Source organism: uncultured Psychrosphaera sp. (genome assembly GCF_947500655.1).
In the GTDB taxonomy this organism is placed as follows: Bacteria; Pseudomonadota; Gammaproteobacteria; order Enterobacterales; family Alteromonadaceae; genus Psychrosphaera.
Window position 1 is genome coordinate 37642 of record NZ_CANMSK010000023.1, and the last position, 16525, is coordinate 54166.

At 36.3% G+C, this 16525-nt stretch carries 9 protein-coding genes, 1 tRNA gene and 1 pseudogene; all 11 read right to left on the reverse strand.

Annotated elements, in window-relative coordinates:
* Positions 1-17 precede the first annotated feature (17 nt).
* The 11 genes and pseudogenes from Q0940_RS15670 to Q0940_RS15720 all read right to left on the reverse strand — a co-directional run bounded on the left by Q0940_RS15670 (position 18) and on the right by Q0940_RS15720 (position 16429).
* Positions 18-551, reverse strand: a complete 534-nt coding sequence (locus Q0940_RS15670) for a MotA/TolQ/ExbB proton channel family protein (RefSeq protein WP_299270627.1) — start codon at positions 549-551, stop codon at positions 18-20.
* A gap of 10 nt (positions 552-561) precedes the next feature.
* Positions 562-1926, reverse strand: a complete 1365-nt coding sequence (locus Q0940_RS15675) for a MotA/TolQ/ExbB proton channel family protein (RefSeq protein WP_299270673.1) — start codon at positions 1924-1926, stop codon at positions 562-564.
* Between the two features lie 101 nt (positions 1927-2027).
* Entirely contained in the window at positions 2028-2837 is an 810-nt protein-coding gene (locus Q0940_RS15680; protein ID WP_299270629.1) for a DUF3450 domain-containing protein, read from the reverse strand.
* Between the two features lie 137 nt (positions 2838-2974).
* Complete coding sequence (locus Q0940_RS15685) at positions 2975-4930, reverse strand: methyl-accepting chemotaxis protein (RefSeq protein ID WP_299270632.1); 1956 nt, start codon at positions 4928-4930, stop codon at positions 2975-2977.
* Between the two features lie 95 nt (positions 4931-5025).
* On the reverse strand, positions 5026-6345 hold the full coding sequence (gene dapE / locus Q0940_RS15690) for a succinyl-diaminopimelate desuccinylase (RefSeq protein WP_299270635.1): 1320 nt from the start codon (positions 6343-6345) through the stop codon (positions 5026-5028).
* 156 nt (positions 6346-6501) lie between these two features.
* Positions 6502-9201 carry a TonB-dependent receptor gene (locus Q0940_RS15695; protein WP_299270638.1) on the reverse strand — a complete coding sequence of 900 codons (2700 nt, stop codon included), beginning with the start codon at positions 9199-9201 and terminating at the stop codon, positions 6502-6504.
* Positions 9202-9906: 705 nt separating this feature from the next.
* Positions 9907-11124: pseudogene (locus Q0940_RS15700) on the reverse strand (hypothetical protein); the annotation flags it as partial.
* Between the two features lie 533 nt (positions 11125-11657).
* Positions 11658-11734, reverse strand: a tRNA-Pro gene (locus tag Q0940_RS15705).
* Positions 11735-11888: 154 nt separating this feature from the next.
* Positions 11889-14522: an EAL domain-containing protein gene (locus Q0940_RS15710; RefSeq protein WP_299270641.1), complete on the reverse strand. Its 2634-nt coding sequence runs from the start codon at positions 14520-14522 to the stop codon at positions 11889-11891.
* 102 nt (positions 14523-14624) lie between these two features.
* Positions 14625-15209: a dCTP deaminase gene (gene dcd / locus Q0940_RS15715; RefSeq protein ID WP_299270644.1), complete on the reverse strand. Its 585-nt coding sequence runs from the start codon at positions 15207-15209 to the stop codon at positions 14625-14627.
* Positions 15210-15292: 83 nt separating this feature from the next.
* Entirely contained in the window at positions 15293-16429 is a 1137-nt protein-coding gene (locus Q0940_RS15720; protein WP_299270646.1) for an Mrp/NBP35 family ATP-binding protein, read from the reverse strand.
* Positions 16430-16525: the final 96 nt, after the last annotated feature.

Here is a 16525-nt window from a genome sequence, read left to right on the forward strand (position 1 = left end):
GTGAGTTAACGTTATGATCAGTGTTGAATATCTAACACTAACTCATCTTCTAATAATTCAATTTCACGTTTTGATTTACGTTGTAACCAAGAGTTTGCAAATACACCTGACAATGCGCCGACCATTCCAGCCATTGTTGGTATTGTTGCTTTAGAAACACCACTTGCCATTGAACGTGCATTACCGCTACCACTGATTGCCATTACATCAAAAACTTCAATCATCCCTGTTACCGTTCCCAACAATCCCATTAAAGGACATAAGGCGACCAAGGTTGTGATAAGTGTTAAGTTTTTATTCAATTGCATTTGTGCTCTTGCAACAAATGCTTGGCGAATTTGTTCAGCATTCCAGGACATTCTTTCTGCCCTTCCCTGCCAATTTTTTATCAGTGCTGCTTTTACTTCTTTGTGGCCATTTAGAGCGTATAAAATACGCTCCAATATCAACAACCACATTAAGAAAATCATAATGGCAATGGCCGTGAGTACAACACCACCGGTGTCCATGAACTCACGAATAGCCTCTATGGTTTCAGTGAATAAAACCATGATATTCCCCTTAAGCTACTTGATTATTTTTACTAGTAACTTTCATATTTTGACGACGTTCTAACTGCTGTTCAGAACGTTCCGCAATAATACCTGCGCTTTGTTCTTGTAATATCAACATAATGTTTTTACTACGAGTATTTAGCATGCTTGAAAGAACAACCGTTGGAATCGCAACAACTAGACCTAGAACTGTTGTCATTAATGCTGTTGAAATACCACCAGCCATTAATTTAGGGTCACCTGTACCAAATAGTGTTATTGCTTGGAACGTGTTGATCATCCCAGTTACCGTACCTAATAGACCAAGTAATGGTGCAATGACAGATACAATCTTAATTAACGTTAGATTTTTGGTAATAAGCGGCATTTCACGTAAAATTGATTCGCTTAATTTAAGCTCAAGTGTTTCATAAGCTACATCTGGGAATTGTTGATTTACTTTTAATACACGCCCTAGAGGGTTATCTATATTTGCTTCAGTTTCTTTTAACTGACGTTTAACTTTGTAGTTCATACGCGCTAGCGACACAAAGCGTTCAAAGGCAATTAAGAAAGCAACTAAACCAACCGCGATAATGATGTAACCAACCGTACCGCCTTGGTCAATACGTTCTTCAATGCTTGGAGCTTGAACTAAAAGGCTTAAAATTGAACCGCCTGTTGGGTCTAAAGCAAATGGAACAATTGAGTCTGTTGATTCTTGTAAATTTTCAGCGCTGTCGTTAAAACGAGATGCTGGTTGGCGAACTAATTCAGCCAAAGTACCAGTTGTAGGGTTAAGCTCTAAATATTGACCGCCAGATACTAATGCAAATGCACCTACACGAACCACTTCTTTGTTTACTTTATTACCGTTTGCTTCAACCACATCGGTATTGAATTTTACAACTTTGCCTTGCTCTGTCATTTCACGTTGTAGTTCAAACCAAACTGTTTCAATTTGTTCAATTGACGCTAGTTTTGAACTGCCACCCATGCTTTGTGCTAACTCTTCAAAAAACACATCACGGCCAGGAAACTGAGCTGATACATTTGAAGACTGCATTTTGCCTTTAGCGTCGCCAGACACTTGCTGTAAAACACCAAATAGTTCTTTTAATGAACCCATGCGTTTATTTAACGCTTCTGATAAATCAGCTAGTTGGAATTCGTTTTTCTCAAAATTAGTCTCTAATTTTTCAGACAACTTCAACGCATTATCACGTGTATTTGTTGCTTGCTTTAACATTTTATCTTGGTCTGCGCGTTCACGTAAAAATGCTTGTTCACGTGTTTTATTTTCTTGATTTTGCTTTGCTTTACCGGTTTGTAATTGAGATAACAATTGGTCTAAATCCAATGGTGTTTTCTCGTCAGCGGCAAACGTTGGCATCGCTGTCGCTAATACTAGTAATATTGCAGCTGGCGCTTTTACTAGGCTTTTTATAAATACGTTCATTATTCTTACCTTAAATTCAATATATTTAACGGCTACTAAAGCGCGGTGTTAGATGAAACCAAAACTGGTGCAGGAATTGGCATAGTTAGTAAGTCTGGCGCTAACTGTTTCTTAGCCATGCGCAAGCCTTTAGTTATATGCATACGGTATTCTGGATCTAGTTTTTCAAATGACTTTTTCTCATTATTCCAACGTCCAATTAAAGAACCGTCACGGCTTAAATACATAAGTGCCACACGTCCGATACGTAAAAAGTCAACATCACGCTCTTGTCCGTCAAGCTCTAACAAACCAGAATATGCTTCAATGCTGCGGCCATAATCCACTTCAACTTGGTAGGCTTCCATTACACGTCTGAATTTTTCAGAAACAGCAATATCTGCTTTATCCATCATTGTTTTTAACGACGTTAAACGTGTTTGACGTTCAACTGGTAAAAAAGGAACATCTAACTGAACAAAGCTTTCTAAGCCATCAATCATGCGTAACATTAACGGTGTTATTTGACGCTCAATTACAGATACCTGGTCTATGTCTTTATTCAACTGCGCCATCTCTTCGATTTGGCTATTAATTTGTTTTTGAATTTGACCGTTATAAACGTCTAAACCAGCAGTTTCTTTTTCGATAGCTCTAAATTGCAAAAGTTTTTCTTGAACTTGCTCTGCAATTTTATCGATTTTTTTCTGTGATTTTGCTGCTGAAGTCGTAATTTCTGTGCTTGCTGAAATTACTTGTTGAATTGCTGCGGCTTGTACTGAAATAGAACTTGCGCTCATAAGTACTGTTGCAACCGCTGTGGATAACACTTTCTTAGAAAGTCCGATTTTAGAAATAGTTTTCATTAGTTCACCCCATAAGTTTATAGGGTGAATAGTAGAGGACAAATGTGACAATACCGTTTCGGTTAAATGTCAGTTTAATGACAATGTAATAAATGCATTAATTTGACTTATTTCAAACCCAATTAATAAATGGGTAGTTACTTTATGTTGAAGGTTTGAGAGATCAATTGACCTTGTTGCGCAACAGAACCTTGCACTGACTTAGCCTGCTGATGAGCCTCTTCTACTGTGTGATCTACTTGCTGCATTAATGCCGAAAATGTTTCAAAATCACTTTGTTGTTCTTTGGCACAACTCATGGTCTGTAATGAAACTTCGGATGACTTAACGGCCTTTTGCTCAACTAAGTTCGTGGTCTCTATTAAATTAGCCGCTAAACTTGTTTGCTGTTCAGCAGCCAAGGATATTTCACCAATATTAGTTTGTAACAAACGACTATAATTGTTTAATTGATCTAAAATTTGGCTAGTGTCGAGTAATGACTCTTGCGTTTTTATTGCCAACTTTCTTACTTCATCAGCCACAACCGCAAAACCTCGTCCCTGCTCACCCGCTCGAGCTGATTCAATAGCCGCATTTAGCGCTAGTAGATTTGTTTGGTCGGCTATCGACTTTAATACATCCATGACTTCCTGCACTTTATCGACACTAACAACCAAATCATCAAGAGTGCTATTGCTTTGATTTATTTTACTGACGGTTGCTAAATTAGCTTGCTGCATTTGGTTGGCACCTTCACGGCCAGAAACCATAGCTTGTAGAGTTTGGTTAGCATTTTCCTGTACTTCGCCAGCTAAGGCATTTAATTGCTTATTTATTTGTGACAAATTAGCTAAGACATCTTGTGATTGCTGAACTTGTTGTTGTGTATTAATTGTTGCATCTGAAATTTGCTGAGTTTCAGTGCCAAGGGAGTTTAACGCTTGTGACACTACATTCATTTGCTGCGATTTTTTATCGTTATCGGATTCAGCGTTATCCAATAATTGATTGAAAAAACGAGCTATTTCACCAAATTCTGTCGTTGATTTGTCATCTATCCGCTCAATAGAGCCTTGTGTCACTAAGTTATTAAATGCATCGCGTAAGTAACGTAATGGTGTTAACACAAGTTTATACATGACCAGATAATTCATGGCAGAACCAATTAAAAACAACACCAACATAGAGGCTATGATCATGGCCACCTGAGAGTACGTTTTATCTCGGCTGGCAAACACAGCTATCTCCACATCGTTTGCTAATAGTTCAAGCTCATCAATGTCGGTTTTAATTTCTGCCAGTGAAGAGGTACGTTGTAAAATAATTGCTGAAGTATTGTCTAATTCTTTTGGGTAACGATTTAACAAGCTTTGTAACTCTGATATTAAATCTTCACCTTTGTCAGTTTGCTCTTCGTCTTCATCCTCAAATAAGTCATCGCCGCCAAAAAAGTCATCATCATCTGTTTGTTCAAAAACATCTAATAAAGGTAATAATGCTAAGTTTGTTGCTAGTTGCTTAGTCTCATTTAAGTTAACAATTAAGTTTTGTTTAGTCGTTGGGTTTTGAGAATGAATGAAGCTTTGACGAGTACTTGTTAAGTCATACACTCGATATAAAAGTTTTGATGATAGGCCTAAGTATTGTTTTGCCGCTACTTCGTTGTTCGGTGCACCTTCTTGTGCATAAGCAACTAAGCTGTCGATAGTGTCCAATATATTACGTTCTGCATTTTCTAATAATGCTTGTTCATTACCGCTTAATTTTCCTAACGCTCGATATTTACCAGACATTTTAGTTTTTAATACTTGTAACTGCAGGGTCAATTTTGAAGTAAGATTTTCATCAATATTGGCTGAGGATAATGCAACTAAAATACTATCAACTTGGCTTTCTGCATCACTTAACTTTACCGCGTTACCTGTGACCAAATAACTTTGAACATCTCGATAAAGCTTTACAGTGATTGCGTGATAAATAGAGCGGTATTTAGCGTAAACAAGATCGGAGTCAGTGAGTTTTACATTAGCCCAAATAGTGGAAAGTGTCATCAGTACTACGGCGGCTAATATTCCAACTGATGTTACTTTAACTAAACTTGATATTCTCATTTTGTAGCAATCTTAATGTCAGCATAATTTATGCGCAGTCTATTTAAAAACTGTGACCACTTTATGACGAAAATATGACAAGTAAAATCAAGTGACTATTGTTTCCCAGCCACTCGATATAACACTTGCATATATTGATTGGTTAAATCCAGAATATCTTTTTCTGTAACATATTCATTAACTTGATGAATAGTATGGCTTGGTAAACCTAGCTCAATAACCTGACAACCATTTTTTGCAATAAATCGCCCGCCTGATGTACCGCCAGCGGTTGATAAACGTGGAAACCGTTTTGTCACATCAAAAATGGCTTGTTCAACCTCAGCAACTAAATCAATATCTATCGGCAATGACGTTTCTGCGGTTAGAGGCTCTTCGGTTAATATTTCACTATGGATAGGTTCAATATTGGACGGTGCTGAATCGTTCATACTGTTTGCCGTTTCGCCGGACGTGTAATATGGCTCACAAGAGCGATACCAGCGAATTGATATATCATTAGCTAACTGTTTTAGTTGCACTAATCCGTTAACAATACGTTGCTTAATGTTTGCCTCTGTCTCTTTATGAGAATAACGCACATTAAACTTTAAACTACACTCACCTGGAATTACATTATCGCCAGAGTCACAAGTTTGAATGCTCGTGATCTCTAAATGGCTCCCAGGGAAATCATCACTACCTTGATCCCAAGATTGCTGAGTTAACCATTTTCCCATTACGACAGCAGTATGTGAGGCATTTTTTGCATTTTGCGGAAATGCCACATGACCATATTTACCAATAATGGTTATTTCGGCTGAAATAGAACCACGACGGCCTATTTTTAATACATCGCCAGACTGGTCAAGACTGGCAGGCTCACCAACTATGCAATAATGCGGTAATTCTTGGGTTTGAGCTAAACGAGATACAATTTCTTTTGTACCATATTCAGCATCACCAACTTCATCACTGGTGATCAAAAAGTAAAAGCTAAATTTTTCTAAGTCTAAGTTAGGTAGTATTTGTTCAAACGCCGTTAACATAGAGGCTATCGCGCCCTTCATGTCGGCAATACCACGTCCATATAATTTATCGTCTCGCTCTGACAGAGAAAATGGCTCACTGTGCCATAAATCTGTATTTAGTGCTGGCACAACATCGGTATGACCACAAAATGCAACGCGTGTAGAACCGCGGCCAATTTTTGCGATTAAATTACTAACCCCTTCGACTTCAAAGTCATCAACAGTCATACCTAAGTTTTTGAAAAAACGTTTTAAGTATTGTTGGCAACCCGCATCATTTGGTGTAATTGAGGGTCTATGCAACAGCTGAGTTAAATGCACTTTAATTGCATTTAAATCGGCCTCATCACAAAATGACTTTAATGGTATCTCTGATACTTGTGGCGGATTTATGTTAGCTCTCATGTGTGTTCCAACTTGCATACATTTATCGCTCATCTGTTTATAATTATTAAATTAAATAACTGAAACAGATATAGCTGTAGTAATACTGTTAATTATTAATGACCTAATATGACGCACGGCTGGGCTATAACAGCCCAACCTTTGCCCTGGTTTAATTTAAAACTCAACTTTATAGCTCATGCTAAAGCCAACACCTTTAGTGCTAGAACGTAAAAGCTCATCATCAAATGTGATCTCTTTTTGTTCATCTAAAATATTAGTTACTTTAAATTTAAGCTGACTAGAATAAGTTGGGAAATAAGTATAGTTAACATCTAATGAGTGAAATGGTTGTTCCATTCCATCATCAAAGCCATCAATTCCAGAAATAATAACGCGCTCACCAAATACGTTATATACCACAGTGGCTAAATGTTCCCCATTTGGTGAATCGTAACCTAATTGTAAGTTAACAACGTATTCAGAATGCCCAGTTAAGCGGCGTTCTAAGTTTGTAATGGATGTAGAAACACCAGTCTGCTCAACAATATTTTGTCTATCCAAAGTGATTTCTGAGTCACTTAAGGTAACATTACCAGAGACAAATGAGTTTTCAGCAACCTGACCAAACAAACCTTTCAAGCTGTTCAAATCTTGTAAAAACTCAAACTCGATACCTGTTACAGTTGCATCTTCACCGTTGGCAATACGAATAAGTGGTGGACCGTCTTGAGCTGGTGATTGAACTGACTCAATTGGATTTTCTAACGACTTAGTAAATACCCCCACTGACAGATTATTACCTGCTGGCATATACCATTCCCAACGAAGATCAATATTGGTCATATCCGTTGTTTTCAAATCTGGTGTACCTGACACTGGAAATCCAGTTAACGGATCTCTGTAAGTAGAAACAGTAACTTCTCTTAAATCTGGACGTACAACCGTTTGACTAAAGCTAGCTCTAAATTGCATTTCATCGTTTAACAAATAAGTTAAGGCTAACGCAGGATAAATACCATCATCCGCGTAGATTAAATCAGCAACGCTTTCTTGTTCACGGGTAAAGTCAACTTCACCGGAAAATGGATTGTAAGGGATTGCCAGCTGGGTAAAGTCTTCAAAGCGGAAACCACCAGAGACACGATATTTGTTATTAATAAAGAAGTCGGCTTCAAAATAATAAGCATCTATATTTTGCTCGGCAGTATATAAATCACCATCATTTGTCGTGTCATTCAATATAGAGCCAGTCAATGATACATTTTCTAACTTATCATTAGATAATATCTGATTTATATCATTCCCACTTAAATCAAAATCTGATGGTAATTTACGAGTATCAAGGTTAAATCGACGATTAATTGCTTCACGTTTTTTTTCTACAAAGCTAGCACCGACTTTAAATTCCATTTCTAAACCAGACAAATAAATCGGTAAAGAGGCGTTGAATGAGAAATGTTGGACATCGTCAACTAAGTCTTGAAAGCCAAAACGAACCGCTGTATTACTTGAGCTTACAGACGATTCAGTTTCACTATCATAAATACCATCGTTATTATCGTCAGATATTATGTATATTGCTTCCACATTACTTGGCGCATAACGGTTTGACTCAGAGTCAGAATAAATCCAATCAAAACCAAGAAGGTTTAAATCGGCAAAGGTATGTTGTCCGCTTATTTGTAATGCGGTTAAAGAACGCTCTTCATACGTTGTTTCTTTGACATTCAATATCGCATTATTTTCGTTTGGCGATATATTGTTTGACTGGCCAAACTTATCTTTTGACTCATCTTCTGTATCGTTAAGTGCGATATAATTTAGCGTTAATTCATGTGCTTTATTATAATTAGCACCTAAATTGATCATATAAGATGTTTTAACATTGTGAGTTGTACTTAAAATATCATCGTAACCACGTATAAAGGTATAGTTGGTTCCTTCATCAGTTTCATTAGCACTCCAGCTTTCTAGTTGGTATTCCTGCGCAACTTGCCATGAATTATCATAAGCAAATGTCGCTAAGAATCCGAACTCTAAGCTGTTGCCAACTAAAGATGTATCAAAAACGTCTCCGTATACGACATTAAAACCAACATCTGGACCTATGGCTGTTAATTTAGGTGTTAAATCCTTATTTAAGTCCATTATCCCCTCTACACTTTCAGAGCTGGATAAGTAATCTAAAGAATCTGAGGACTCGCCAATTCCAGCCCAATATTGAGAAATGGAAGATGGCGCATCACGAGTACCATCATCTTGGCCTAACCAATCAGTATCACTACCGGTTGTAGTTAAACCATCATCAAAGTTATTCGTGTTTCCACCAATGCTTGCACTAATATTAAATACATGACTATCAGGAATACTTTTTAAACGAATATCCACATTACCACCACCAAAAGCAGCGGGCATTGAAGGAGAAAAAGATTTTTGAACTGCTAATCCTTCAATTATTTCAGCAGGAAATAAATCCAGTGGAATAACAGAACGAGTCGGATCTGGGCTTGGTACTGCAGCACCATTTAATTGAGTTGATGAATAACGCTCACCCAAACCACGTACATAAATAAATTTACCGTCAACTAAGGTTAAGCCCGTTACACGGCGTAGTGCCGCAGCAGCATCACCATCACCGGAACGTGAAATTTGCTCAGCACCCATGATGTCAGCAACAAATGCTTGATTACGTCTCTCTTCAATAACCGCAGCTGCGCTGCCTTTTAGGCGTGTACCCGTGGCAACAACCTCTTCAATATAATCATCTTCTACGGCTTTATCATCTTCTACAGCATAAGAAGATATTGGTATTAGTGAAGATACAATAGCAAGTGTCATTGCTGATAAAGTAAAAATTGGTGACGATTGGCTCATTGGTTACTCCTGAGTCATCAGTAATCTATTAATAATTTTGATGACATATTAGGAGTCATATGTGACAGTTTCATTAACCAATAGTTACAACTTTATGACAAAGACTGTTTGGTGGATTTTAAACTGGCTTTGTTAGTCTAAACTCCACATAAACAATTACAGCTCTGACTTTTCTAAAAGCAAAAAAAAGCCGCAAATATAATTGCGGCAAATGAACATGTTCACATGAAAAAACATACTCGTTTATTAACATCTATAAGATATTAATACCCATTCAGAATAATAGGTTTGCATGTCTAAAATATGTCATCTGTAACATTATTTTGATTAATTTTAATAAGTTAAACTCGGGTTAACAGGCTATAAAAAATAAGTAAAAAAAAGCCGCAAATATTATTTGCGGCCGAATACAACAGGGGTTTAAAACACATATTAAAGCTAACGAGTAACTTAATATGCTATTAGTGTAAATGCTTTAAATGACAAATAAATGTCTTAAATATGTTTGTTTTATTTACCCTTTCTATTTTTATTTACATTTTATACAGAGCTTTTTATAGATCTGTTGGTATAACTCGGCTTGTATAGCTAATTAAATTGTTAAATTAGGCGCATAAAAAAACCAGCTACGAATAGCTGGTTTTTATTAGTTTTAACTGTAGTTCCAGTTAAAAGCTGCGGTACATATACTGCAAGTATTTACTATTAGTCTTCTAAACCAACAGCCCAACCAGCAGTCCAATCATTAGCAGAGTCTTTAACTGCACCAATGAAATCAACAGTATCAAAGAATGTTCCAGTCGGTTGAGTAACAGCCGTTGTATCGATTGTGAATATTCCGTTTAACACTGCAGCCATATCGTCAGCTGTAGAGTTACCAGAGTTAGTTGCACTAGCTGTCCACCATGTTGATAAGTCAGTCATAGTCACACTTGGAAAGTCATCCGTGCTACCGTTTTTAAAGTTTTCTTCACACGCGATTACTGAACTATGGAAATTAATTTCACCATCTTCTAAGTGACCTTGAGAAACTGAATTACCTTCAACTTCTAAACATTCACCAAGAGCGTTAGTAACGATTACATTATAGAAAGAACCTTTAGTTCCTTCACGTAAGTAGATACCTTCTGAATCATCATCTCCATCGAAAGAACCACCAATGATTGTCATGTTAGAGATTGTTGGGTTAGAAAATGGTTCTAACTCAGGTGTTGAACCATCGTTATCAGCTTCAATACCACGGTTAGCGTCTTCAGTTGCATGCTGCTTGATAAGAACAAACTGCATATTTCCGCGGTAGCCATTATCCCAATCTACAGAGTCATCTTGGTTTTCTGTTAATACTAAATGTTTAACGTCAACAGTTCCACCAAAGAACTCTACACCATCATCGGCATTTGCATGTACTTGAACATAATCAACTTCAGTACCAGAACCTACACCACCAAATGTGATACCGTTTAATTCATTACCACTTTCAATTTCATAACCAGCGTATTTAATAACTAAGTAGTTTAATGTACCAGAGTTATCTTCATCATCCGTTCCACCAAACACAGCACCATCAAATGCACCTTCAACCTGCAAAGAACATGTTGTGCCGTCATCTGGACATTTGTTAGAACTTGCATTACCAAGAATAACAAGTCCACCCCATTGTCCAGCACCAACAGTTTCACCAAGTACATCAGCTTTAGATGTCATAGTAATTGGATCTGTTGCTGTGCCTTCAGCTTCAATTTGTGAACCGCGGCTAATAACTAAATAGTCATTACCTGTTTCACCAAAAATAGTAACACCTGGGTCAATGCTTAATATTGTACTGTCTTCATTATCATTACCAACTGCAACAGGACCGCTTAGTGCGTATATTTTATCTGCAGTTAATGTCATATCTGATGTAATTGTACCTGAGATAATTTCAATATCAGCAGTTTCACCAGTCGCTTCTAAATACTCAGCTTCTAGCTCTTCTTCAGCTGTAAGTTCAACAACTACTTCTACTACTTCTTCAGTTACCTTATCGTCATCACTGTCACAAGCGGCAGTCATAGTTAATGCTAGTGTTATTGCAGAAAGTTTAAATAAGTCTTTAAGTTCCATTACATACTCCAAATACATTTATAGTTTGATTGAATTTAAATATCGAGGTGTAGATTAAGGACTTAAAATGACAAAACAGTGACTGTAAAAAGACATTAACTTGACAGTTTTATTACGTAACAATGACAAGATTCTTGTAAGCCACGTATTTAGCGGGGTGTATTTTAATAGCTACTTTATAGAATATAATTAAAGTAGATTATTTTGAGTAATTGAAGGTTTTTATTTATATATTTTATCAAAGTTGGATAATTTAAGTTTTATTCTCTTAATATTTTTTAACAAAAACAAGAGAAGAAAAGTCATTAGTTAAGTAAACCGTGAATTATCCACAAAGTTAACGCAGTGTTAATTGGTCGGTATGAGAGGATTCGAACCTCCGACCCCTTCGCCCCCAGCGAAGTGCGCTACCAAGCTGCGCTACATACCGACTTTGATCACTAAAATACCATTTGATTTTATAAATATCCACTAGAACAGTGAAATTATCAGACTCTAAACATAATAAATATCAATAGGTTATATTTTTACACGGGTGAATATCGATTAATTAGTTCGGCTATCGCCCGTCTAAAATTAAACTATTAAGGCTTTTTCTGTAGCCATCTCATGTAGTCTATAAATGCCATAGGTTTGGCGTACAAATAACCTTGAGCTAAAGGACATGAAAGTGTTTTTAATATATCGGCAGTACCTTGAGTTTCAACGCCTTCAGCAACAACAGAAACACCTAACCGATTACCTAACATCATAGCCATCTCAGTAATGGTTCTATTACTCGGTGATTTGTCTATGTTCATAAAGCGTTTATCAATTTTAAGTTGATAAAAAGGTAATTGGCTTAAGTAATCCAAACTTGAATAACCTGTACCAAAATTATCAATAGCAATTTTAAACCCTTGCTGGTGTAATTCAGTGATAACAGTTTTAGCCGCCTCAGGCTCTTCAAGAGTTGCCGATTCAGTTAACTCAAAAATAACAGAGGCAGGAGGTACTAAACTTTCAGTGATTATTGTTAAAATATGAGCAATAAGTCCATTGTCGGTTAAATCTTTACTAGATATATTAATTGATACTGTGTGCTCAAAGCCAAGTTTGTAGAGTTTAGCGTGTTGATTTAAACCTTGCGTGATCACCCATTCAGTTAAATGATTTATAGTTCCAGTTTCTTCGGCAATACTGATAATTCGCCTAGGAGAAATATAACCTAATTCGTTATGGTTCCACCTTAGCAATAATTCACTGCCTGAAACTTCACCCGTTTCCATATTTATTTGTGGTTGATGAAACAGCTCAAGATCATCTGAGTCGATTGCAGTTTGTAATTCAGCCGCAAGCTCAAAGCGTTTTTTAATATTTTCAGATTTTTGTTGTTCGTATCTAGTCCAATCATGTTTATTTTGTGTAGAACCCAATAGAGCTTGAAACGCTAAGGTTATAATATTTTCTTTATCAGTAGTATCATTTGGATAACTAACTACCCCCGCATAACAAGACACTGAAATAGCCGCACGGTTAACTGAAATGAAGGTAGAAACAGCCTCCTGAATAGCTAAAAAATTATCTGATAACGCTTCATCAGATAAGTCACCAACAAAAACAAGTGAAAAACAGGACTCTCCAACACGCGCCACATGAAAAGTTTCATTTTCAAGGTTATTTTCAAACTCATAAACAGAAGTTAAACCATCAGCATAACCTTCTACGTTATTAAATAACTGAATAAAGAATTCATCTGATATATCTTTACCTAAACTTGGGATAAGCGTATTTGCTTCTGGAATTTCAAATAAAACTAAAGTGAATGATTTTTTATCGTTAATTAATTTTTGTAAAGCCGATTCTAACGCAGTTTTATTTGGTAATCGTGTAACAGAGTCATGATTAATTCTATATTCTTTATCTATTTCATTAGCATGAAATCTATCCATTAAAGCAATAGCCATAATAGAAATTTCTGCGAGTACTCCTAACAAAGCAGCATTTCGGGTAAGAAAGCTATAAGAAACACCACCATTAAATGTCGCAATTCCTATACCTACACCTAAAAATAGAGGTAACCAAGACAATAAATAATATCTAACCCACATCAAACGTGCATTAATTACCATAGCCATCAAACTAAGCACGTAAACATAAACAAATAAAACAGCAGCAAAATAAAAAGGCGTTAATGTAGCTTCCGTAAAATACAAACCACTTAAAGCAAACACTAAAATCACTTTTGATGCAACCATACCTAAATTGACAAACCAAGGTTTTATTTTATCAAAACGTAGAAATGAAATAGCAAAGGTAAGAGCAAAAGTTAAACCTGAAAAATGGGTAAGCATTAAATGTTGATTGAGCCATTTAGCAACGGTAAATGGAAAAACGTAAAACGCAAATCCATTAATTAAAACAATCGCAAGACCACCAAAAATAATATAGCCAATATAATTAAAATATGACGGGTCGCCTATTCCTCTGAACATAATAAAGTTATAAATAATCATGATCAGTACAACACCGATAAAACCACCAATTAGCATTAATTGGGCGCTGCTTCTTAACTGAGATTTATCCACAGGCTCAATAACAATGGGAGAGCCGCTAGCGCCATTGGTTTCTATATGAATATATAAAGATTGATTATGATGCATGCCATGATTTATGTTTATTTGAGGGATAACATAAACAAAATTATTTTTAGAGTAAACCGTATCTCCTACTTTTTTAGTGTGTATCACTTTATCCTTACTCATTAAGTAAAAGGTGATTTTATCTAATGTGGGGTTATCAACTGTAACGTTAAAAGGCTGGGATAAAACATCTTCATTTGGTTTTAAAGTTACTTTATACCAAACACTAAAAACCAATGAATCTGGAGAGTGTATCTCTTTATTTGAATCGGCATACATACCAGAAGGCAGTTTAGAAACTTGAGGTAATGACAGTTTATTTTCACTGTCATCTATATAATTTATATTAAATTTATTTTTAAATGGTTGGCTTTTACTAGAAACCGAATTGTTATCAGGAGCTTTATCTCTATGAATTTCAAAGGCAAGAATCGCAATAACGATAGCAACCAGCACCATTAAAACTTGAATCACTTTATGTTTACGTAAAGACATTTGATTGCCAACTCCGTTTGGTTCAGTAAAAAAACGAGTACAAATTGATTGAAGGTAACTTAGATAAAAAACCGCATGACCAACCCGTATTTCTCCTGACAACCAATACCCAATTAAAATTCAATAAAGAAAAAGTCCTAAAATTATCTTACTAGGCCTTTTATTTACTACACACTCATAACCTATTTATTAATATAAACGGCTTTATCCATCTTGATTAATACGACTACCATCTGCGCCTGCTTGATTTTTATACTTTGCATCAACTCTTGATGTATAAGGCTTAGCCGCAGGTGCTGACATAGTTTCAAAACTTAACGCACCTATTTTCATCTGTGGCTTTAATGCTAAAGGTAACTTGCCACTGTTATAAAATTCTAACACTATGTTGCCAGACCAACCGGGATCAATTCTATGTGCGGTAACATGAACCATTAAACCTAAACGGGCTAATGACGAACGTCCGTCTAACCAACCAACTAAATCACTTGGTAAAGTTATTGACTCATAAGTCATTGCTAGTGCAAGTTCACCTGGGTGTAAAAAGAAGGCTTTGTCTGCATCAATTGTGATCTCATCACTCATAACTGACTCTAATGCAATTTCTGTTTCGTGCTTTGGTCCACTTAAATCAATATACGGTGCAGAATGTTCTTGAAACACTCTAAATTTATTACCTAAAGTTAAATCGACCGTAACGCCAGAAATAGCATCATCAGATGGGCGAGGTGATATACCAATTTTATTATCATTAAGGCATTTAATAATATCTGTGTCGCAAAGACGCATTGTCTATCCTAATTTAGGTTAAGTATTGTATTCATTAGGAACTATCGCTGATAGTTCCCTATTTAAAATAATTGAGATGTTAACTAACCGAGAGTGATCACCGACTCAGTTTGTTTTGATAACTGCATCATAAGTGAAAATGCCAGTTGGTGATACTCCAACGCCGAATTTTCATCAGTAGCAGCTTTATTAACTGCATAAGGAGTGCCTTCATCTGCACATTCTCTTACCACAGGTAATAAAGGCAACTGAGCTAACAAGGCTACGTTATGTTTGTTCGCACAATCACGTCCGCCGTTTTGTCCAAATAAATAATGCGTTTTTCCACAGCCATCACAAATAAATTGACTCATATTTTCAACTAAGCCCAATATCGGTGTATTCACTTTATTGAACATATTTATGCCTTTTTCAGCATCTGCTAACGCAACATTTTGTGGCGTTGTCACAATTAAAGCACCATCACATTTAATATTTTCAGACATAGTTAATTGTATGTCGCCAGTACCCGGTGGCATATCCACTAATAATACATCGAGTTCTGGCCAGTTAGTTTCATTAATAACCTGCATTAATGCTTTAGATGCCATTGGCCCACGCCAAATTGTTGCTTTATCTTCAGGAACCACAAAGCCGATAGAATTTAAAGAAACGCCAAAACGCTCAAACGGCTCCATGGTTTTACCATCTTTAGAGGTAATAGACTTACCAGCCAAACCAAACATAATAGGAACAGAAGGACCATAGATGTCAGCATCTAACACACCAACTTTCACGCCTTGTTGCGCTAAACAAACGGCTAAATTAGTCGTAACGGTTGATTTACCAACTCCACCTTTGCCAGAAGCCACAGCAACCACTAATTTAATATTCTCAATTTGATGTTTACTGGTCACTGTTGGTTTATAAGTAAATTTGATAGGTGTTATTAGTTGAGTTTGTTGTTGTAATAAACCTGTTATTTCAGGTGCTAGTTTTCCTAATAAAATAGGTAACTCAACTTCAAACGTATCATTGTTTAAGCCGATAGCAATTTGTCCGTATATTCCATTTGGAAAAAGAGGGTGCGATAAATCATTTAACGCTTGTCGTAATTGTTGTTTTTGCGCGCTTAAACTTTCACTTTTATCGTGGTTACTCCCTTGGTTTTGCTCCGAGTTTGACCCTAACTTAGCCTTGGCATTGCTTTTTGACTTAGAAAATAAATTGGTAAATTTCATTATTGGCTTAATCTTTATCTTGATAGGTGCAAATATGCGGTAAATTATGTAACATCACCCGCCTAAACTCTAGCGTTTTGATGAATTGTTCACTAA

What these genes read in the sequence shown, in the direction of transcription:
- Q0940_RS15670 (WP_299270627.1), bottom strand. Translation starts at nt 551, where the DNA reads ATGGTTTTATTCACTGAAACCATAGAGGCTATTCGTGAGTTCATGGAC.
- Q0940_RS15675 (WP_299270673.1), bottom strand. Translation starts at nt 1,926, where the DNA reads ATGCCAACGTTTGCCGCTGACGAGAAAACACCATTGGATTTAGACCAA.
- Q0940_RS15680 (WP_299270629.1), bottom strand. Translation starts at nt 2,837, where the DNA reads ATGAAAACTATTTCTAAAATCGGACTTTCTAAGAAAGTGTTATCCACA.
- Q0940_RS15685 (WP_299270632.1), bottom strand. Translation starts at nt 4,930, where the DNA reads ATGAGAATATCAAGTTTAGTTAAAGTAACATCAGTTGGAATATTAGCC.
- dapE (WP_299270635.1), bottom strand. Translation starts at nt 6,345, where the DNA reads ATGAGAGCTAACATAAATCCGCCACAAGTATCAGAGATACCATTAAAG.
- Q0940_RS15695 (WP_299270638.1), bottom strand. Translation starts at nt 9,201, where the DNA reads ATGAGCCAATCGTCACCAATTTTTACTTTATCAGCAATGACACTTGCT.
- dcd (WP_299270644.1), bottom strand. Translation starts at nt 15,209, where the DNA reads ATGCGTCTTTGCGACACAGATATTATTAAATGCCTTAATGATAATAAA.
- Q0940_RS15720 (WP_299270646.1), bottom strand. Translation starts at nt 16,429, where the DNA reads ATGAAATTTACCAATTTATTTTCTAAGTCAAAAAGCAATGCCAAGGCT.